The organism is Microbacterium sp. Gd 4-13 (genome assembly GCF_003095395.1).
GTDB lineage: Bacteria > Actinomycetota > Actinomycetes > Actinomycetales > Microbacteriaceae > Microbacterium.
Genome location: NZ_QEIJ01000001.1, coordinates 490,537 through 508,218, shown reverse-complemented (window position 1 = coordinate 508,218; position 17,682 = coordinate 490,537). Strand labels below are relative to the sequence as shown.

Below are 17,682 nucleotides of genomic sequence, written 5' to 3'. Positions count from 1 at the left end.
GCCCATCGCCCGCTCGCGGAACCTGCGCTCCCCGGAACTGCCGGATCACAAGACGAGTGATGTGTCAAGGTCTCTTCGCGAAACTCTCACCGCTTCTACAGTGAGGGACGCGTACGAAGACACGACCGGTGTCCGCAGGTGACCACCACCAGCGCCGGTCAGCGGCTTCTCACCCGGAAGTCGCGTCGCTCGTATTCAGTGAAAGGACTTCTCGCCATGGGCTTCCTCGGATTCCTCCTCCTCGGCCTCATCGCCGGCGCCATCGCCAAACTGATCCTCCCCGGCAAGCAGGGCGGCGGCTGGCTCATCACGCTGCTGCTCGGCGTCGTGGGCGCACTCCTCGGCGGATGGATCGGCAGCGCCATCTTCGGTGTCGGTGTCGACAGCTTCTTCGAGATCAGCAGCTGGCTGCTGGCTATCGGTGGTTCGATCATCGTTCTGCTGATCTACGGCCTCATCGTGGGACGCCGCAAGGCCTGACCACTCGTTTCCACGAAGGAGTCGTCCCCTCGGGGCGGCTCCTTCGTGGTTTCCGCGTAACACGGCGCCCCAGACTTTCGTCTGAGGGCAGGGCCCGTGTCAGCCTGTTCCGATGACCAGGCAGGAGAGCGACGCATGACCGAGTCGACCGGATTCACCACGCGCCAGGTGCATGTCGCAGACGAGACGGTGTCGGCCGAGCCCCGTGCGCTCCCCATCTATCTGACAGCCGGTTTCCGGTTCAGCGATGTCGAGCACTCCGCCGACCATTTCGGCACGGGGGCCGGCTTCGGGTATTCGCGCACCGGCAACCCCACGGTCGACGCCGTCGAGCGGCGCCTGGCATCGCTCGAGGGCGGCGACCAGGCCATCCTCGTCGCCAGCGGGCAGGCCGCCGTCGTCTCGGCACTGCTGTCTCTGCTCAGCGCCGGTGATCACCTCGTCGCCGCGACGCAGATCTACGAGGGCACCCGCGGGGCCATCATCCACAACCTCGAACGCCTCGGCATCGAGACGACGTTCGTCGATGCCACCTCGCTCGACGACTGGCGGGCAGCGATCAGGCCGAACACGAAGGCGCTCTTCGCCGAGTCGCTCTCGAATGCCCGCAATGACGTGCTGGATGTCGCCGCGGTCTCGGGCATCGGAGACGAGCGTGGAGTGCCGCTGATCGTCGACAGCACCTTCACCACCCCCTACCTCCTCCGCCCGATCGAGCACGGCGCGGCCATCGTCGTCCACTCCGCGAGCAAATTCCTCGCCGGTCAAGGCTCGGTCCTCGGCGGTGTGATCGTCGACGACGGGCGGTTCGATGCGGCGAAGTCGGGCCACCTCTATCCCCACCTGACCACGGCCGACCGCCTCGGTGGCCCGAGCTACGCCGAGAAGTACGGTCGGCGAGCTCGCGGCCAGTACATCCGCGAGAGCGTTGTGCCACGTCTGGGCCCCACCCCCTCGCCCCTCAACGCCTTCTTCATCGGGCAGGGGATCGAGACCCTCAGCCTGCGGGTCGAACGCCAGAGCGCCAACGCCCTCGCGGTGGCCCGGTGGCTCGCGGCCCGGCCGGAGGTCGTCGGAGTGGACTACGTCGGATTGCCGTCGCATCCGCATCACGCACTCGCCGAGCGCTACCTGCCCCGCGGCAGCGGGTCGGTGTTCACCTTCACCCTCGCCGGGGGCAAGGAGGCGGCCAGCCACATCGCCGAGTCGGTCGAGATCATCACGCACATGACCCATCTCGGCGACGTGCGGTCGCTGATCCTGCACCCGGCCAGCACGAGCCACGCGGGTCGAACGGAGGCCGAGCGAGCGGAGGCCGGTGTATTCCCCGGCACGCTCCGCGTCTCGATCGGTATCGAAGACATCGACGACCTGTTGCGCGACCTCGGTCGCGCATTCGACAGCCTGCCGGCCTCGGCCTCTCAGCGCGAGGTGGTCGTGCTGTGACGAAGCTGCAGCACTTCGGATGGTTCCTCGCACGCGGCTTCGGACCGCACGGGTGGGGTCATCCCTACCTGGACTGGAACTACCGGTGGACGAGCCCCGACCTCTACCAGGAGTCTGCGCGCGCACTCGAGCAGGCAGGATTCGATCTCGTCATCATCGAGGACGCTCCGTCGCTCGGAAGCGCCGACACGATCGACCTCCGGGTGCGCCACGCCTTCGGAGGACCCAAACTCGACCCCCTGCTGCTCGCGCCCTACCTGTTCGCCGCGACGCAGCACCTCGGTATCGCGCCCACGGTGAACCCGGCGGCCTACCTGCCGTACACCGCCGCCCGGCAGTTCGCGACGCTACAGCACCTCAGCGGTCACCGCCTCGGACTGAACGTGGTCACCGATACCGGCAGTGCGCGCCACTTCGGCACCGCTGCCCAGCTCGGCCACGATGCCGCCTACGACCGCGCAGAGGAGTGGCTCGCCGGCATCCGCGATCTCTGGCGCAGCTGGGACGACGGCGCTCTGCTCGAGGACACCGCGACCGGCCGGTACGCAGACGGCACGCGGCTGCGCACCGTGCGCCACCGCGGGGAGCACTTCGGTTTCGACGGCCCGCTCAACGCCGTGCCCTTCACCGATGGCGAACCTTCGATCGTCTCCCCCGGCGGCTCCGGCCGCGGTCTGGCTTTCGCCGGCGCCAACTCCGACGTGCAGCTCGCGCTGGCCCCTCTCGACGAGGCCAGCATCACGGCCTACCGCGGGCGCATCCACGACGCCGCGCGAGCCGCCGGCCGCAGTCCTGACGACGTCAAGGTGCTGTTCGCGATCCAGCCCGTGATCGTCTCCTCGCCGGAGGAGGCCGACCGGCTGGTCGCCGCATCCGCTCATCCCGACGATGCCGCACTGGCTCTGATCGCGCAGCGCCAGTCGAGCGACCTCGAGACCGACCTCACCGCCCTCGATCTCGACAAACCGCTCGATGTCGGAATCTTCGGCGACCACGTCTCGCAGGGCAGTATCCGCCGCCTCATCGGGGCGCACGACGCCTCCGCTCCCCTCCGTCAGGTGCTCACCGCGCACGCGCGGCTGGGGCGCCTGTCGGACGGTTCGGGGTTCGTCGGCACGGCCGTGGAGCTCGCCGACCGCATCGAGGAACTCGGCACCTGGGGCAACGACGGCGTGCTCCTCTGGGGCGATCTGCACCCGGTCACGGTGCACCGCATGCTCGACGAGCTCGTGCCGATCCTTCGCCGCCGCGGCATCCTCCGCTCGGAGTACACCGGCGGCGGTCTCGGATCAAACCTGGCGGCGTTCTAGCCCCTCATCGCCCGCGCGATCCGGTCTCGCGGTCAGCGGCGTTCGTCGGGCGCGGGCGGCTGCTCCACCGTGGCGGGCGTGCCCTTCTCGTCAGCGACCGCAGCGGCGGCATCTTCGGGGGCCTGCGGCGACTTCTCGCGTGACGAGGCGATGAGGCTGGCGATCGTGGCGACCGCCATCGACAGCACGATCACCGCGAGCGAGACCCACGTCGAGATCTCGGGAGCCCACTCGATGTGCTCTCCGCCGTTGATGAAGGGCAGCTCGTTCACGTGCATCGCGTGCAGCACGAGCTTCACGCCGATGAAGGCCAGGATGAACGCGATCCCGTAGTGCAGGTAACGGAGTCGATCGAGCAGGTCGCCGAGCAGGAAGTAGAGCTGGCGCAGCCCCATGAGGGCGAAGATGTTCGCGGTGAAGACGATGAACGGGCTGGTCGTGATCCCGAAGATGGCGGGGATCGAGTCGATCGCGAACAGCAGATCGGTCACGCCGATCGCGACGAACACGATGATCATCGGGGTGAACATCTTCTTGCCGTTCACGACCGTGCGCACCTTGGCGCCGTCGTAATCGTCGCTGATGTTCACGGTGCGTCGGATGAGGCGGACGATAAAGTTCTCGCGCTTCGCGTCGTCGTCGTGCGCGTCGTCGCCGGGGAAAGCCTGACGGATCGCCGTGTACACGAGGAACGCACCGAAGACGTAGAAGATCGGGCTGAAGTTCTCGATGACGGTCGCACCGACGAGGATGAACGCGCCACGCAGCAGCAGCGCGATGATGATGCCGACCATCAGCACTTCCTGCTGATACCGACGCGGCACCGAGAACTGCGACATGATCAGCACGAAGACGAACAGGTTGTCGATCGAGAGGCTGTATTCCGTCAACCAACCGGCGACGAACTGCCCGGCGAACTCGCCACCGGCGACGATCCACATGATGCCCGCGAAGATGAGGGCGAGCGTGACGTAGAACACCACCCAGAGAGTGGATTCGCGCGTGGACGGGATGTGCGGGCGCTTGAGGATGATCAGCAGGTCGGCGACGAGGATCAGCGTCAGCACGACGAGCGAGCCGATCTCGAAAGCGAGCGGGAGTTCCAGGTCCATGACGGCCTTTCGAAGCGGGGGTGTGACGGAGGCCGAAAGTGTTGCCGGGCGAGTCTACCCCCGTGTCGAAATGGTCTGAGACGATCCCGCCGGAGGCGACACCTCTAGGTGAGAGACAATGCACCGAAGGCTGACGGATGCTTCGGGGACGGGATGCTGATGATCGACGCGATCGACGATGCCACGCTCATCGCGCGCGCCGCCGGCGGGTCGGAGGTGGCGTTCCGCACGCTCTACCGCGCCCACGTGCGGCCGGTCTACTGGATCGCGCATCGGCTGCTCGGCAACGCCACCGACGCCGAGGACGTCACCCAGGAGACGTTCGTCGTCGCGTGGCGGAAGCTGCCCGCTCTGCGCCTCGAGGGAACCTCGGCTCTGCCGTGGCTCGCGACGATCTGCCGCCTGCAGGCGTCGAACCGACTGCGCTCGAGAGCCCGAGACCGCGCGCGCACGACGGAAGTCCACGACGGCATCCCCGACACCGTCGACGTCGAGAAGCAGGTGATCGATGCAGCGACCGTCGAGGCGATCCTCCGGGAAGTGTCGGCGCTCACCCCGCTCGACCGCGAGATCTTCCGGTTGTGCACGGAGGAGGGCTACGGCTACCAGGCCGCGGCAGACCATCTCGGGGTCGCGCACGGAGTGGTCCGCAACCGTCTCTCCCGCATCCGCACCCGGGTGCGCGGCGCTGTCACCGAGACGGAGAGCTCATGAACACCACTCCCCCCACCGAATCCGCGCTCCCCGATCTCCCCGACGAGCGTGTCGAGGCGATGGAGAAGCGCGTGTTCGCGCGTATCGGTGCCGAGCGGAAGATGCAGGTGGCCCGACGGACGGTTCGTCGCCGATGGTGGGCGGGCGGAGCGGCCGCCGCGGCCGTTGTGGTGCTCGCCGCCGTGATCGCGCCCTACATCTCGGTGAGCACCACGGCGACCAGCAGCGCAGGGTCGAGCGCTGCCGACGCGACGGCCGTGGTCCCCGGGCGCGGAGTGTCGGGTGCCACCGAGGAGGGGTGGGTGTCGCTCGACGGTGCGGCCGTTCCGGGGGCGGAGCCGGGCTCAGGAGCCGCGGACGGCGCACGGGAGATCGCCACGACCGCCTCGGCGAACGTCGTCGTCGACGACGTGGCCGACGCCGCCCGCGCCATCGGCGACGACGCGGAGGCGCGGGGAGGCTACGTGGAGACGGCGAGCATCGACTCCGCCCCGAATACGCGCGGGTCTTCCGGCGGCGCCTCGGACACGATGGTCGCGCCCTACCCGTACCCCGCGGACGGTGGGTGGATCAGCGTGCGCGTGCCGTCGGATCAGCTGACCGACGCCGTCGAGGCGCTTGACGCGCTCGGGGAGGTCACGTCGTCGAGCATCGCGCGGCAGGACGTCACCGACCAGGCGATCGACCTGCGGGCACGTGTCGCCGCATCCGAGGCCTCCATCGCACGCCTCACGGAGCTCATCGGTCAGGCCCAGTCGGTCGCCGATCTCATCGCGGCCGAGTCGGCGCTCGCCGATCGCCAGGCCACGCTGGACTCCGACCGGCAACAGCTGGAGTCGCTGGAGGATCAGGTGTCGCTCTCGACACTGACGGTGCAGCTGACCCCGGTGACGCCGACCGTCACGGCGGATCCCGCCGGCTTCGGCGACGGCATCGTCGCGGGGTGGAACGGACTCGTCGCCACCCTCAACGGCATCGTGGTGGCGATCGGATTCCTGCTGCCGTGGATCGCAGTCGTCGGCGTCATCGCGATCGTGGCGTGGGGCGTGGTGCGACTCGTGCGCGTGCGGAAGGGTGCAGCGGCGGGGCGGCCGAGCGAGTGACTCGCTCGCCGAATCCGGCGTGAGCTCAGGCCGCCCAGCCGCACATTCCGCACTCGCCGGTCGCGGTGACCTCGACGAAGCAGTTCGGACAGGTCTCTCGCTGCTTCTCCACGATCGGCTCGCGACGAGCGGTGGGCGCTCGGCGCTCGCGGGTCGGTGCCGGTCGCGAGCGACCCACCGTCTCGGTCACGGGAGCGGCGAACACCGGACGGTGGTCCGCGCAGTAGAAGCGGACGAACCCGCCGTGGTCGTTCGGGTGGCGGTGCTTCACGACCCACAGCTCGGTGCGCGGCTTCGGTTCGGCCGTGGAGCCGCACGTGAAGCACCGGGTCGGTTCGCCCGGGGCGACGTCTGCGACGATCATCGGCGTCTCGAACGGGATGCTGTCGCGCCAATCGGCTGAGGAGACAACTCTCATGGGGTGGCCCTTCGTTGCGAGATGCGCGTGCGGGTGAACGCGGGTCTCTCCTACCGAGGCTAGTCGACCCGCACCGGCGCGGGTGGCAGACCTGTCAACCCGGGCCTCACGAGGACGGAACGCTCGTAGCGTCGCTCCCATGAACGCAGACAACGGCACGCCCGCGACGACCGAGACCGAGGGCCTCACCGATCCCGAATCGGTGCGGAAGGATCGCACGTACAGCCCGGCAAGCGAAAGCGAGACCGAGCAGAAGCAGGGCGAAACACTCTCCGACAACGTCGACTCCGACATCGATTCCGACCAGGTCGAGGTGGCCCCCGGCACCGGAGGCCCCGACGACGTCGGAGAGATCGAGGTCGACCCCGGCGATCTGAATCTGCCCTGGAAGGCCTGAAAACCCCCGTGGGAGGATCGGAGTATGCCGCGCGCCGTCCAGCTGATCCGATCCTCCGCCCTCTCGAACGTCGCGGAATACGCTTACGCCGCCACCGCCCCGAAGGATGCGCGCCTGATCTTCCTGGCCGGAGCGTGCCCGCTGGATGCTGACGGCGCGACCGTCGGCCGCGGAGACGTCGCCGCCCAGGCCGAGGCGTGCGTGGGCACGCTGAAGCTCGCCCTGGATGCCGCCGGCGCCACGATGAATGACGTGATCACCACGCGTGTGCTGGTCGCCTCCGCGAGCCAGAGCGACCTGGTCGCGGCGTGGGAGGTCGTGCGCGACGCCTTCGGCGATCACGACGTTCCCAGCACTCTGCTCGGAGTCACCGTCCTCGGGTACACCGACCAGCTCGTAGAGATCGAATCGGTCGCCGCCGTGCTCGATGAGAGGGCACCGGTGTGACACGTTCGTTCTCGGTCGAGACGAGTTCGCAGCATCCTGTCGAGGCCCTGTTCGACCTGTCGCTCGACGCGCGGTGCGCCGATGACTGACCCCTCCGCGACCGTCTGGCGCACCGGCGACGCGGACTTCCGCCGTTCCGAGGTGTCATCGGCGATCGGCACGGGCGAGGACGTGTGGGTGCGGGCCTCGGCAGACCTGCTCCGGTGGCGCGTCAAGACGCGCAGCGGCTTCGCCGTGAAAGGACCGACGCCGGTCTCGGTCGGTGATCGTCCGCTGATCCACGCGCGTGTTCTCGGCGTCACGGTGATCGAGCCCGTAGAGGTGGTCGAGGTGGTGGAGGAGCACAATCGCGTCGCTTTCGCCTACCGCACCCTCCCCGGGCATCCCGTGCACGGCGAGGAGGCGTTCATCGTGCACAGAGACGACGACGACGTCGTGCGTATCACCGTACGATCGCTCACCGCGCCCTCCGATGTCGCGGGATGGCGCGCGGTGCACCCCCTCCTCCGCCTGGCGCAAGGCGTCGCTCGTCGCCGCTACCTTCGCGCGCTCTCCTGACACGGCCCGCACTCGCACGCGGCGCTCGTCAACCCCGCGCGGGCAGCGAGGGCCGCGGCGTAGGTTCGTGAACCCCGACAGAGGAGACAACGATGACGACCAACTCCCTCCCGCCGATCGTGCCCGGCCCTGACGACGACGCCGCGACGAACGCGACGAGAGAGGTCGAGGGCGACGAAGTGCTCGACGCCGATGCGAACGACGACGTGATCGACAGCGCCGACGCCGACCGCCTCGCCGCCACAGACCCCGACGCGTGACGCGTCGACACCCGACAGGAGAATGACACGATGACGGATACGAGCCCCCAGCGCGATGCCGACGACGCCCACGCCGACGACGGCCCCCCGACCGATGCACTCACCGACGAGGTGAAGGCCGACTCCGCGGAGAGCGTCGTCGCCGAGACGGAGGCCGGTGAGACGTCGGCCGAAGAGAACGGCGAATCGACGGCACGCGTCGAGGAACCCACCGACTGAACGCCGAGACCCCCGTGGACGCAGCGTGCGGATGCTGCGTCCACGGAACGAGAAATGCCCGTCCATTCGGACGGGCATTTCTCGTGTTGTGACCCCAGCGGGATTCGAACCCGCGTTACCGCCGTGAGAGGGCGGCGTACTAGGCCGCTATACGATGGGGCCGTTGCGACAACCGTTCAATTATGCCACGGCGATGACGGCTCGGCCAAATCGAGGCAGGCCCGCCCCCGGAGGTTGCCGTCCGCGGTGCGGGCGAGTTGACTCGCACCATGCGAGTGACGAAGTACGAACATGCCGCCCTCCGCCTCGAGGTCGCGGGCAAGGCCCTCCTCATCGATCCCGGTGCGTTCACCAGTCCGCTCGACGACCTGCAGAGCGTCGTCGGTGTCGTCATCACCCACGAGCACCCCGATCATTGGACCGCCGAGCACCTCGACCGGGTTCTCGCCGCGGTGCCGGGCGTCCCCCTCTACGCGCCCGAAGGAGTCGCGAAGGCGGCTGCGGGCTTCGACATCACCGTCGTGCATCCCGGGGACACCGTTGCCCTCGACCCGTTCGAACTCGAGTTCTTCGGCGGGACTCACGAGGTCATCCACTCCTCCCTCCCCACGGTCGACAACGTCGGGGTTCTTGTGAACGGACAGTTCTACTACCCGGGCGACTCCTACGCCCTGCCGAAGGGGCACGACATCGCCCTGCTCGCCGCGCCGCTCGGAGCCCCGTGGCTCAAGGTCGGCGACGCGATGGACTTCGTTCTCGCGGTGAAGCCCCGGCGCGCGTTCGGCACCCACGACATGACGGTCTCGCAGATCGGCCGCGATATGCACCGCGCTCGCCTCACCTGGGCGGTCGAGGAGAACGGCGGGGAGTTCCTCGCGCTCGACCCGGGCGACTCCACCGACCTCTGACGCCTCTTCATCGCCACCCCTGGGCGAGCTCGCCTCGCACGAACTCAGGATGGATGCCTGCCGGCTCCCGCGCATCCGCAGGATTCCGGGACGCCCGCGGTCGCCTCACTCCTTCCATCCTGAGTTCGGGCGAGATGAGTGGGGCGACGGCTCGGCTGCGGCGCCCGTCACACCTCGGGCAGGTCGGCGGATGCCACCGCCCCGGTACGGGAGTCGCGGATCTCGAGACGCACGACGTCTTCCCGCCGCACCGCCGCGTTGACGCTGCAATGGATCGGCACGTTCGAGCCCAGCATCGCGCCCGCCGAGAACTCCGTACCGTCCGAACCGACGAGCACGATGGCGTACGTCACCCCGACGTCGAGTCCGGTGGCGTCGAGGATGGCCTCCGTGCCCCACGTGTGCGCGACCAGGTCGGCATCGATGGCCGCACCCGACGGTTCGTCGCGCAGGTCGACGGTCTCGAGCGCGCCGAGGGTTCCGGGAGGCCCGGTCGGGGTCGTACCGGCGGGCGGGAGGGCCACACCGACGGCCAGACCCAGGGCGAGGCACGCGGCCCCGACCGCGGGCAGGACCCACCGCCGCCGACTCGCCGATCGCAGAGGGGTGACGTTGACGGGAGCGGCGTGCGGGAGGCCCGTGACCCGGTCGCGGAGCGCCGCATCCGGCTCTGACTCCCGCCACGTCATCCCCTCGAGGTCCGCGGTCAGTCGTCGGAGCTCGGCGATCTCGCCGTCGATCCAGGGATGCTGCGCGCGGAGCGCGTCGAGCTCGCGCTGCTCGTCGGGCGACAACTCGCCGGCGACGGCCCCCGCGATCAACTCGGCGGTGCGGTCATCAGGACTGTGCATCGGGTTCGTCCGATCCTTCGAGGTGGCCGCGGAGGGCCCGGAGTGCGTGGAAGGCGCGTGTGCGCAGGGTCGCGACGGGCGTCCCCGTCGCGTCGGCGAGCTCTTGATACGACCGCCCGTCGAGGTGCACCGCGACGACGACCTCGCGGTGGGCGTCGCTCAGCCGGGAGAGCCCCTCGACGATGCGCAGCCGCTCGAGTGGATCGCGGTCGGTCGACGGCTGCTGCTCCAGCAGGGCATCCGAGCCGATCCGCCCGAGTCGGGCGCGCGCCCGGAGGGCATCGGCCACGACGTTCCTCGCGATCGCGAACAGCCAGGTGCGCTCACTCGCACGGTGCGGGTCGAACCGATCGCGCGATCGCCACGCGCGCAAGAACGTCTCCTGCACGCAGTCCTCCGCGAGGGCGCGGTCGCGCAGCGCGTTGACGGCGAACCCGAGGAGCACCGATCCGTGGTCGTCGAATGCCCGCGACGTATCGAAGTCGATCGGCTGCTCCATCACGCTCCCCGCGCGCATCTCGACGACTGCCGCCACGGGCTCACGCTCCTCACAGGCTAGACGACCGCACCTCCGACCGAGGTCCTGCGGGTGATACCGCGATCGTCGCCGCCGTGTTCATTCGGGCCGAAGAAAGATGCCGCCGGCGTGAACGCCAGCGGCCTCTGCCGCGTATCCCCCTCCAACGGAGGCATCCCGCGTCCGCGTCGAAAGGTCGAGACATGTCGAACAACACACTCCCCCGCACGATCGCGCTCGGTGCCGTCGCTGCCGTGGGCCTGGTGGCCCTGGCCTCGCCGGCCCACGCCGAGACCGAGGTGGCCGAGCCCTCGTCGTTCACGAGCGCTTTCACCGTGATGGCCACGCCCGACCAGGTCATCAACAGCGACGGGGTCGTCACTCCGGGCCAGGAGGGAGCGACCGGTTCGTTCACCTTCCGCATCAACAGCGACGAAGAGATCATCTGCTACGACATCACCCTCAACGGCGTCTCGGGCGACTACCAGAGCCCCGCCAAGACGGCGACGCACATCCACGAAGCCGCGGTCGGCAAGCCCGGCCCGCCGCGCATCGCGTTCCCCAACCCCGCACCGGTCGGTGACGGCCCTCGCACGAGCTCCGGCTGCCTGCAGGGCCCGTTCACCACGGGCATCGTGACCGACGGCGTCGACAGCGGCGAGGGCTTCTCGCTCGCTGAGATCGAGGCGAACCCCGCCGGGTTCACCGGCGACTCGCACACGGTGGACTTCGCCGCCGGTGTCGTGCGCGGACAGCTCTCGGCCGTGCCTGTCGGCGGAGTCAGCACCGGTGCCGGCGGCACCGCGACGTCGAGCGTCGACGCTCTCGGCCTGACGCTCGCCGGTGCCGGCGTGGTGGGCCTCCTCGCGGCCCTGGGTGTCACGTCGCGGCGTCGTCTCCACGCGAGCGCGTGATCGCGGCTCCTTCCCGCATCACCGAGCGCCGCCGTGTCCGCACGGCGGTGCTCGGTTCCGTGTGCGCCGCGGTTCTCGCGACCGCCCTCGCGCTCGGCGGCTGCTCGTCTGCGCCCCGCGTCGAATCCGCTCCGTCGGGGCCGGCCGTCGCCGAGCCCACGCGCACGGCGCCTGAGGCGCCGCCGACCGCCGCAACCGTCGAGGCGCTCGCACCCGCGAGCGTGCGGATCCCCGCGATCGAGCTCGACGAGCCCCTGATCGACCTCGGCATCACCGAGAAAGGCGACATGGAGGTGCCGGAGGACTTCGACGACGTCGGCTGGTTCACCGGAGGCGGTCGCCCCGGGGGCCGAGGCCCCACGGTGATCGCCGCGCACGTCGACTCCCCCACCGGCCCCGCCGTCTTCCTGCGCCTCGAGCAGCTGGCGCCGGGCGACACCGTGGAGGTCACCGACACGGCGGGAACGACGTTCTCCTACGTCGTCACCGAGGTGGCTGATTATCCGAAGTCGGCGTTCCCCACCAGCCGCGTCTTCGGGGCGGTCGCCGACGACGAACTCCGACTCATCACGTGCGGCGGCGTCTTCGACACGGCGGCGGCCTCCTACGTCGACAACCGCGTGGTCTACGCCGAGCGCACCGCCTGACCCCGGAAACGACGGATGCTGCGGACCCACGTGGGTCCGCAGCATCCGATCCGTTCGTGCTACTGAGCGTCGAGGTCGGTCTCGAGCAGGGTCACCAGCTCGTCGAGCGCCTGGTCGGCGCCCTCGCCCTCAGCCTTGAGCGTCACCACGGTGCCCTTGGCAGCGCCGAGGCCCATGAGCGACAGGATGCTGCCGGCGTTCAGGTCGGCGCCACCGGCGACGGCGATCGTCACGGGAATCTTCTTCTCCTGGACGGCCTGGACGAAGAGCTTCGCGGGACGCGCGTGCAGCCCGGAGCTGCTGGCGATGGTGGCCTGACGTTCTGCCATGGTGCTTCCTTCCGATGGGTGTATATCGATCATGCCGGAACGGCGGCGAGCTGCGGCGCTTCGGCGTCGTTCAGCTCCTTGCGGCCGACCCACTTCTTCAGCGCGACCACGATGAGGGCCGACACGACGGTGCCCGCCACGATCGAGATGAGGAAGCCCCAGAACGGGTTGATCGCGAAGAACACGAAGAGCCCGCCGTGGGGGGCGTACGACTGCACCGAGAAGGCCATGCTGAGTGCACCCGTGACCGCGCCGCCCACCATCGAGGCGGGGATGACGCGCAGCGGGTCGGCAGCAGCGAACGGGATCGCACCCTCGCTGATGAACGACGCGCCCAGCAGCCAGGCCGCGACACCGTTCTCGCGCTCGACCGGGGTGAACGACTTGCGCGCGAGCACCGTGGAGGCCAGCGCCATGGCGAGCGGGGGAACCATGCCCGCCGACATCACGGCGGCCATGATCAGGTACGGCGCGGTGTTGTCCACCGTGGCGGCGGCGAGTCCGGCCGTCGCGAACGCGTAGGCGACCTTGTTGACCGGTCCGCCGAGGTCGAAGCACATCATGAGCCCGAGGATGACTCCGAGCAGCACGGCGCCGACGCCGCTCTGCGACATCGAGGTGAGCCAGTCGGTCAGCACGGTCATGAGCGCGGCGATCGGGCGACCGAGGAAGAGCACCATGAGTCCCGAAGCGAAGATCGATCCGAGCAGCGGGATGATGACGACCGGCATGAGACCCCGAAGGAAGCGGGGCACGTCGAGGCGTCCGAGCCACCAGGCGATGAAGCCTGCGAGCAGACCACCGATGATGCCGCCGATGAAGCCGGCGTTCATCAGCACGGCGACCGCACCCGCGACGAATCCGGGGGCGATACCCGGACGATCGGCTATCGCGAACGCGATGTAGCCGGCGAGGGCGGAGACGAGGAAGCCCATCGACGTCGCACCGATCATGAACGCCACCGACCCGAGGTACTGCCCGAGGGGTCCGATGGGCGAGGTGATGTCGGTCGTCGGGAGATCCCACAGCGAGTTCTGGGTGATGACCGTCGCGGCATTGGTGGTGACCTCGAAACCGCCGAGCAGGAAGCCGAGCGCGATGAGCAGACCGCCACCGGCGACGAACGGGATCATGTAGCTCACACCGGTCAGCAGGATGCGCTGGATGCGCGCGCCCCACGACACCGGGGCCGTCTCGGCGGCGGCCGAGGTCGCCTCCCCCGTGACGCGTGCAGCGTTCGGGTTCTTCGCTGCGGCGATGGCCTCGGCGATGAGCTGCCTCGGCTGCTCGATACCCCGTTTCACGCCCGAACGCACGACCGGCTTGCCGGCGAAACGCTGGGGTTCGCGAACGTCGACGTCGGTGGCGAAGATGACCGCGTCGGCGTTGTCGATCACGCTCTGCGGAAGAGCCTTGTAGCCGCTCGAGCCCTGGGGCTCGACGATGAGATCGACGCCCTCCTCTTTGCCCGCCGCCGTCAGCGCGTCGGCCGCCATGAAGGTGTGCGCGATACCCGTGGCGCACGCGGTCACGGCGACGATACGGGTGGGCGAGGATTCCGGCGACGCTTGAGCGCGGGCTTCCGCGCGGGTCGGTGCCGGAGCCGGCTCCGCCGCCGAAGCGGGCGCGGGCTCGATCGCGGCGCTCACGATACCGACCGCCTGCGCGGGGGTCGACGCCGATCGCAGACCCGCCATGAAGTCGGGGTTCATGAGGCTGCGCGCCAGCTGCGACAGCACGGCGAGGTGCGCCTCGTCGGCCCCCGCAGGGGCGGCGATGAGGAACACGATGTCGGCCGGCCCGTCCGGTGCGCCGAAGTCGACCCCGGGGCTCAGCCGGGCGAAGGCGAGCGTGGGCTCGGTCACCGATGCGCTGCGTGCGTGCGGGATGCCGATTCCGCCGGGGAGACCGGTCTCGTCCTTCTCCTCGCGCGCCCAGGCGTCGGCGAACAGCTCATCGGCGTCACGCGCCCGACCGTTCGCGACGACGCGTTCGGCGAGGGCCCGGATGACGTCGGCTTTGCCGTCGCCCAGCGGCACGTCAAGGCTGACGAGCTCAGGTGTGATGATGCGGGACATGTCATGACCTCCGTGGTCAGGGGTGGATCAGTGTGCGGGGACGAACGGGAGAACGCGGATGCTTCCGGGAGGAAGGTCTGCAGGGGTGGGGGCCTGGGTTCCGGGCAGCATGGCTGCGGCAGCGCCGTACGCGACCGCGTTGGCGAGACGCTCGGCGGGCGCCGCGCCGGCGACATCGGCGAGGAGATAGCCCGCCAGCGAGCTGTCGCCCGCACCGACGGTGCTCACCACAGCGATTTTCGGAGCGACGGCGCGCAGCACCTCGTCGCCGGTGACCAGAAGGGCCCCCGCACCGCCGAGGGTGACGAGTGCGGCGGCAGCGTGGGAGGGGACGACCGTGCGTGCCCGCCGCACGGCCTCCGAGACCAGATCGACGTCGCCCGACGGGTCTTCTCGCACGAGCGCGGCGAGTTCCTCGTCGTTGGGCTTGATGAGGTCGGGGCGCCCATCGCGCACGACAGCCTCGAGCGCGGCTCCGGAGGCGTCCACCGCGACGCGGGGCGCACGATCACCCCACGCATCGCGCACGGCGCGGATGACGTCGGTGTAGAAGGTCTCCCCCGCCCCCGGAGGAACCGACCCGGCCAGCACGAGCCAGTCGGCGTCGGCGCAGGCCTCGACGACCGCCGCGGTGAGCTCGGCGGCGCCTCCTGCGTCCATCACCGGTCCGGGGAGGTTGATCTTGGTGGTCGTGCCCGCCGGGTCGGTCACGGTCAGATTCGCACGCACGCGCCCCGCAGAGGCGACCGCCCGCACGGGGATACCGGTGGTCGCCAGCAACTCGCGGTACGGATCGTGGTCGCCGACCGGAACGACGGCGAGCGTGGCCCTCCCCGCAGCGGCGATGACCCTGGCGACGTTGACGCCCTTGCCCCCGGCGTCCTCCCGCGCGTCGGTCGCGGACTGCACTTCACCGACCTCGAGCGGAGCAGACAGCGTGACGGCGCGATCGATCGACGGATTCGCGGTGAGGGTGACGATCATGCGACCCACACCTCCGCCCCGGCGTCGCCGAGCGCGTTCGACAGACCGCTCTCGGGAGCCGCGTCGGAGACGAGGTCGTCGATGTCGGTGAGCCCACCGAAACGAACGAGCAGCTCCGCTCCGAACTTCTCCGCGTCGGTGACGACGACCACTCGCCGCGCCGCCGCGATGATCGCGGCCTTCACGGCCGCCTCATCGGGATCAGGGGTGCTCAGTCCGAAGCCCTCGCTGAGGCCGTTCGTACCGACGAAGGCGACGTCCGGTCGCAGATGGGAGATCGCGGCGACCGTCTCTGCGCCGACCGCGGCGGCCGTCAGGCCACGGATGCGCCCGCCGATGACGGTCAACCCGAGGTCGGACCCGGCGAGATCGTGGGCGATCGTCATCGAGTGCGTGACGATCTCGGCGCCCCCACGGGAGTTTGCGAGGTGGAGCGGGAGGGCGGCGGCGACGGCCGCCACGGTCGTTCCCGCGTCGAGGTAGACCGATCCGCGGAATCCGGCGTCGAGGAGTGCAGCCGCACGCCGGCCGATGGCCTGCTTCGCGTCGCCCTTGCGCAGCGCGCGCTCAGACACCGGTGTTTCGACGGTGCTCCCTCGGTCTGTCGCGACGGCGCCGCCGTGGACACGACGGAGCGTGCCCGCCTCTTCGAGAAGCGCGAGGTCGCGACGGATCGTCTCGGTCGTCACGCCGAAGCGGGTCGACAGGTCGACGACGCCGACGCGGCCCTCTTCGCGCAGCAGTCGCTCGACGAGCTCTTGTCGCTCCATTGCGTACATCGTGGTCCTCCCGATGGAATTCCCACACAGTACAACAGATACGCAGATAAAGCCACACGCACCCACGGACGCGGTGAAACGGCGTTCGCCCTCAGCCCTGCGCTCCGATCGCCGCTCGTTGCTGCACGAGAGGACAGGCGAAGGCATCCCGCTCCCCCAGCCCCACGCGATTGATGTAGCGCGTGACGATCGCGTACGAAGTGAACAGACCCACGCTCGTGTACGGCACGCCCTTCTCTGCGCAATACGCCGCGATCAACGGGGCGGCTTTTCGCAGATGGGGGCGCGGCATCGAGGGGAACAGATGGTGCTCGATCTGGTAGTTGAGACCGCCGAGGAGCACGTCGATGATTCTCCCGCCACGGACGTTGCGGCTCATCAGCACCTGGCGGCGCAGGAAGTCGAAGGTCGCGTCGCGCGGCACCACCGGCATGCCCTTGTGGTTGGGCGCGAACGACACACCCATGTAGAAACCGAACAGTCCGAGTTGCACGACGAGGAACACCGCCGCGATGCCGGGCGAGAGCACGAGGAAGACGATCACCGCGAAGCCCCCGAGCCGTACGAGGAGGAAGGCGATCTCGACCCAGCGACGAGCAAGATGCTCGCGGGTCACCACCCGGCGCAGGCCGGACGCGTGGAGCGCGACGCCCTCGAGCAACAGGATCGGGAAGAAGAAGATCCCCTGGTGCGAGCGGAGCCAGCGCAGGATCGGACCCCGGGGAGTCGCGGCCTCCTCCGCAGTGACGGCGATGACGGGAAGGTCGATATCGGGGTCGGCGTCGATCTTGTTCGGATTCGCATGGTGGCGCGTGTGCTTGTGCTGCCACCAGCCGTAGCTCATCCCCACGAACAGGTCGCCGAGGATGAGGCAGATCCAGTCGTTCCACTTGCCCGAGACGAAGATCTGGCGATGCGCGGCATCATGCCCGAGGAAGGCGATCTGGGTGAATACGATGGCGAAGCCGGCAGCGGTGAACAGCTGCCACCACGTGTCGCCGATGAAGAAGAAAGCCACGATGCACCCGGCGAGGACGACCGGTGCGAGCACGAGCTTCGTCCAGTAGTAGCCGTAGCGGCGTCGGAGGAGCCCGCTCTCGCGGACCCGCTGCGCGAGTTCGGTGAACTCGCTGGTTCCTCGGCCCGCGCGATCACGGAGCGGGGAGGGGCTGACCGTTCTCATGCCGGTCATGAGTGATCCCGGGAGCGTC

The 17,682-nt window shown here is 69.4% G+C and carries 22 protein-coding genes and 1 tRNA gene; 13 read left to right on the top strand and 10 right to left on the bottom strand.

What is annotated here, in order from left to right; translation table 11 throughout:
• Positions 1-216 precede the first annotated feature (216 nt).
• The 3 genes from DEA06_RS02390 to DEA06_RS02380 all read left to right on the top strand — a co-directional run bounded on the left by DEA06_RS02390 (position 217) and on the right by DEA06_RS02380 (position 3,236).
• Positions 217-480: a GlsB/YeaQ/YmgE family stress response membrane protein gene (locus DEA06_RS02390; RefSeq protein WP_116646338.1), complete on the top strand. Its 264-nt coding sequence runs from the start codon at positions 217-219 to the stop codon at positions 478-480.
• Between the two features lie 135 nt (positions 481-615).
• Positions 616-1,926: a PLP-dependent transferase gene (locus DEA06_RS02385; protein WP_116646337.1), complete on the top strand. Its 1,311-nt coding sequence runs from the start codon at positions 616-618 to the stop codon at positions 1,924-1,926.
• Positions 1,923-3,236 (top strand): LLM class flavin-dependent oxidoreductase, encoded by a 1,314-nt coding sequence (locus DEA06_RS02380; protein WP_116646336.1) that lies wholly within the window; start codon positions 1,923-1,925, stop codon positions 3,234-3,236. The genes DEA06_RS02385 and DEA06_RS02380 overlap by 4 nt, the downstream gene beginning before the upstream one ends.
• Positions 3,237-3,268: 32 nt before the next feature.
• On the opposite strand, the gene DEA06_RS02375 is transcribed toward DEA06_RS02380, so the two are convergent.
• Positions 3,269-4,348 (bottom strand): TerC family protein, encoded by a 1,080-nt coding sequence (locus tag DEA06_RS02375; RefSeq protein ID WP_116646335.1) that lies wholly within the window; start codon positions 4,346-4,348, stop codon positions 3,269-3,271.
• A 159-nt stretch (positions 4,349-4,507) separates the two neighbouring features.
• On the opposite strand from DEA06_RS02375, the gene DEA06_RS02370 reads away from it, so the two are divergent.
• Complete coding sequence (locus tag DEA06_RS02370) at positions 4,508-5,062, top strand: sigma-70 family RNA polymerase sigma factor (protein WP_116646797.1); 555 nt, start codon at positions 4,508-4,510, stop codon at positions 5,060-5,062.
• Positions 5,059-6,165 carry a DUF4349 domain-containing protein gene (locus DEA06_RS02365; RefSeq protein ID WP_116646334.1) on the top strand — a complete coding sequence of 369 codons (1,107 nt, stop codon included), beginning with the start codon at positions 5,059-5,061 and terminating at the stop codon, positions 6,163-6,165. The genes DEA06_RS02370 and DEA06_RS02365 overlap by 4 nt, the downstream gene beginning before the upstream one ends.
• A gap of 25 nt (positions 6,166-6,190) precedes the next feature.
• Here DEA06_RS02365 and DEA06_RS02360 read toward each other — a convergent pair whose 3' ends face one another.
• A complete protein-coding gene (locus tag DEA06_RS02360; RefSeq protein WP_116646333.1) occupies positions 6,191-6,583 on the bottom strand; it encodes a glucose-6-phosphate dehydrogenase in 393 nt (130 codons plus the stop codon).
• A gap of 139 nt (positions 6,584-6,722) precedes the next feature.
• On the opposite strand from DEA06_RS02360, the gene DEA06_RS02355 reads away from it, so the two are divergent.
• The 5 genes from DEA06_RS02355 to DEA06_RS02340 all read left to right on the top strand — a co-directional run bounded on the left by DEA06_RS02355 (position 6,723) and on the right by DEA06_RS02340 (position 8,464).
• Positions 6,723-6,980, top strand: coding sequence for a hypothetical protein (locus tag DEA06_RS02355; RefSeq protein WP_240606773.1), 258 nt, complete (start codon positions 6,723-6,725; stop codon positions 6,978-6,980).
• 24 nt (positions 6,981-7,004) lie between these two features.
• On the top strand, positions 7,005-7,427 hold the full coding sequence (locus DEA06_RS02350; protein WP_116646332.1) for a Rid family hydrolase: 423 nt from the start codon (positions 7,005-7,007) through the stop codon (positions 7,425-7,427).
• 81 nt (positions 7,428-7,508) lie between these two features.
• Complete coding sequence (locus DEA06_RS02345; RefSeq protein WP_116646331.1) at positions 7,509-7,985, top strand: DUF1990 family protein; 477 nt, start codon at positions 7,509-7,511, stop codon at positions 7,983-7,985.
• 92 nt (positions 7,986-8,077) lie between these two features.
• Positions 8,078-8,245: a hypothetical protein gene (locus DEA06_RS16440; RefSeq protein WP_165817902.1), complete on the top strand. Its 168-nt coding sequence runs from the start codon at positions 8,078-8,080 to the stop codon at positions 8,243-8,245.
• Positions 8,246-8,275: 30 nt separating this feature from the next.
• Positions 8,276-8,464 carry a hypothetical protein gene (locus DEA06_RS02340; protein WP_116646330.1) on the top strand — a complete coding sequence of 63 codons (189 nt, stop codon included), beginning with the start codon at positions 8,276-8,278 and terminating at the stop codon, positions 8,462-8,464.
• Between the two features lie 89 nt (positions 8,465-8,553).
• On the opposite strand, the gene DEA06_RS02335 is transcribed toward DEA06_RS02340, so the two are convergent.
• Positions 8,554-8,626: transfer RNA gene (locus DEA06_RS02335), tRNA-Glu, on the bottom strand.
• A 107-nt stretch (positions 8,627-8,733) separates the two neighbouring features.
• Between DEA06_RS02335 and DEA06_RS02330 the strand changes: the two genes are divergently transcribed.
• The gene (locus DEA06_RS02330; RefSeq protein ID WP_116646329.1) at positions 8,734-9,372 is read left to right on the top strand and encodes an MBL fold metallo-hydrolase; all 639 of its coding nucleotides are present in this window, start codon (positions 8,734-8,736) and stop codon (positions 9,370-9,372) included.
• 167 nt (positions 9,373-9,539) lie between these two features.
• On the opposite strand, the gene DEA06_RS02325 is transcribed toward DEA06_RS02330, so the two are convergent.
• Positions 9,540-10,223, bottom strand: a complete 684-nt coding sequence (locus DEA06_RS02325) for a hypothetical protein (RefSeq protein ID WP_116646328.1) — start codon at positions 10,221-10,223, stop codon at positions 9,540-9,542.
• Positions 10,210-10,758, bottom strand: a complete 549-nt coding sequence (locus DEA06_RS02320; protein ID WP_240606772.1) for a sigma-70 family RNA polymerase sigma factor — start codon at positions 10,756-10,758, stop codon at positions 10,210-10,212. The genes DEA06_RS02325 and DEA06_RS02320 overlap by 14 nt, the downstream gene beginning before the upstream one ends.
• A 185-nt stretch (positions 10,759-10,943) precedes the next feature.
• Between DEA06_RS02320 and DEA06_RS02315 the strand changes: the two genes are divergently transcribed.
• Together DEA06_RS02315 and DEA06_RS02310 are read left to right on the top strand one after the other, a co-directional pair.
• The gene (locus DEA06_RS02315; RefSeq protein ID WP_116646327.1) at positions 10,944-11,654 is read left to right on the top strand and encodes a CHRD domain-containing protein; all 711 of its coding nucleotides are present in this window, start codon (positions 10,944-10,946) and stop codon (positions 11,652-11,654) included.
• Positions 11,651-12,301: a class F sortase gene (locus tag DEA06_RS02310; protein WP_240606771.1), complete on the top strand. Its 651-nt coding sequence runs from the start codon at positions 11,651-11,653 to the stop codon at positions 12,299-12,301. Before DEA06_RS02315 ends, DEA06_RS02310 begins: the two co-directional genes overlap by 4 nt.
• Positions 12,302-12,360: 59 nt before the next feature.
• On the opposite strand, the gene DEA06_RS02305 is transcribed toward DEA06_RS02310, so the two are convergent.
• The 5 genes from DEA06_RS02305 to DEA06_RS02285 all read right to left on the bottom strand — a co-directional run bounded on the left by DEA06_RS02305 (position 12,361) and on the right by DEA06_RS02285 (position 17,654).
• Positions 12,361-12,630 carry an HPr family phosphocarrier protein gene (locus tag DEA06_RS02305; RefSeq protein WP_116646326.1) on the bottom strand — a complete coding sequence of 90 codons (270 nt, stop codon included), beginning with the start codon at positions 12,628-12,630 and terminating at the stop codon, positions 12,361-12,363.
• A gap of 29 nt (positions 12,631-12,659) precedes the next feature.
• Positions 12,660-14,708 (bottom strand): fructose-specific PTS transporter subunit EIIC, encoded by a 2,049-nt coding sequence (locus DEA06_RS02300; RefSeq protein ID WP_116646325.1) that lies wholly within the window; start codon positions 14,706-14,708, stop codon positions 12,660-12,662.
• A 27-nt stretch (positions 14,709-14,735) separates the two neighbouring features.
• Positions 14,736-15,692 (bottom strand): hexose kinase, encoded by a 957-nt coding sequence (locus tag DEA06_RS02295; RefSeq protein ID WP_165817901.1) that lies wholly within the window; start codon positions 15,690-15,692, stop codon positions 14,736-14,738.
• Positions 15,689-16,471: a DeoR/GlpR family DNA-binding transcription regulator gene (locus DEA06_RS02290; RefSeq protein ID WP_116646323.1), complete on the bottom strand. Its 783-nt coding sequence runs from the start codon at positions 16,469-16,471 to the stop codon at positions 15,689-15,691. The genes DEA06_RS02295 and DEA06_RS02290 overlap by 4 nt, the downstream gene beginning before the upstream one ends.
• Positions 16,472-16,562: 91 nt before the next feature.
• The gene (locus tag DEA06_RS02285; protein ID WP_240606810.1) at positions 16,563-17,654 is read right to left on the bottom strand and encodes an acyl-CoA desaturase; all 1,092 of its coding nucleotides are present in this window, start codon (positions 17,652-17,654) and stop codon (positions 16,563-16,565) included.
• Positions 17,655-17,682: the final 28 nt, after the last annotated feature.

Coding starts and splice junctions, on each gene's coding strand:
- DEA06_RS02390 (WP_116646338.1), top strand. CDS start 217: ATGGGCTTCCTCGGATTCCTCCTCCTCGGCCTCATCGCCGGCGCCATC.
- DEA06_RS02385 (WP_116646337.1), top strand. CDS start 616: ATGACCGAGTCGACCGGATTCACCACGCGCCAGGTGCATGTCGCAGAC.
- DEA06_RS02375 (WP_116646335.1), bottom strand. CDS start 4,348: ATGGACCTGGAACTCCCGCTCGCTTTCGAGATCGGCTCGCTCGTCGTG.
- DEA06_RS02370 (WP_116646797.1), top strand. CDS start 4,508: ATGATCGACGCGATCGACGATGCCACGCTCATCGCGCGCGCCGCCGGC.
- DEA06_RS02365 (WP_116646334.1), top strand. CDS start 5,059: ATGAACACCACTCCCCCCACCGAATCCGCGCTCCCCGATCTCCCCGAC.
- DEA06_RS02360 (WP_116646333.1), bottom strand. CDS start 6,583: ATGAGAGTTGTCTCCTCAGCCGATTGGCGCGACAGCATCCCGTTCGAG.
- DEA06_RS02355 (WP_240606773.1), top strand. CDS start 6,723: ATGAACGCAGACAACGGCACGCCCGCGACGACCGAGACCGAGGGCCTC.
- DEA06_RS02350 (WP_116646332.1), top strand. CDS start 7,005: ATGCCGCGCGCCGTCCAGCTGATCCGATCCTCCGCCCTCTCGAACGTC.
- DEA06_RS02345 (WP_116646331.1), top strand. CDS start 7,509: ATGACTGACCCCTCCGCGACCGTCTGGCGCACCGGCGACGCGGACTTC.
- DEA06_RS16440 (WP_165817902.1), top strand. CDS start 8,078: ATGACGACCAACTCCCTCCCGCCGATCGTGCCCGGCCCTGACGACGAC.
- DEA06_RS02340 (WP_116646330.1), top strand. CDS start 8,276: ATGACGGATACGAGCCCCCAGCGCGATGCCGACGACGCCCACGCCGAC.
- DEA06_RS02330 (WP_116646329.1), top strand. CDS start 8,734: ATGCGAGTGACGAAGTACGAACATGCCGCCCTCCGCCTCGAGGTCGCG.
- DEA06_RS02325 (WP_116646328.1), bottom strand. CDS start 10,223: ATGCACAGTCCTGATGACCGCACCGCCGAGTTGATCGCGGGGGCCGTC.
- DEA06_RS02315 (WP_116646327.1), top strand. CDS start 10,944: ATGTCGAACAACACACTCCCCCGCACGATCGCGCTCGGTGCCGTCGCT.
- DEA06_RS02305 (WP_116646326.1), bottom strand. CDS start 12,630: ATGGCAGAACGTCAGGCCACCATCGCCAGCAGCTCCGGGCTGCACGCG.
- DEA06_RS02300 (WP_116646325.1), bottom strand. CDS start 14,708: ATGTCCCGCATCATCACACCTGAGCTCGTCAGCCTTGACGTGCCGCTG.
- DEA06_RS02295 (WP_165817901.1), bottom strand. CDS start 15,692: ATGATCGTCACCCTCACCGCGAATCCGTCGATCGATCGCGCCGTCACG.
- DEA06_RS02290 (WP_116646323.1), bottom strand. CDS start 16,471: ATGTACGCAATGGAGCGACAAGAGCTCGTCGAGCGACTGCTGCGCGAA.
- DEA06_RS02285 (WP_240606810.1), bottom strand. CDS start 17,654: ATGAGAACGGTCAGCCCCTCCCCGCTCCGTGATCGCGCGGGCCGAGGA.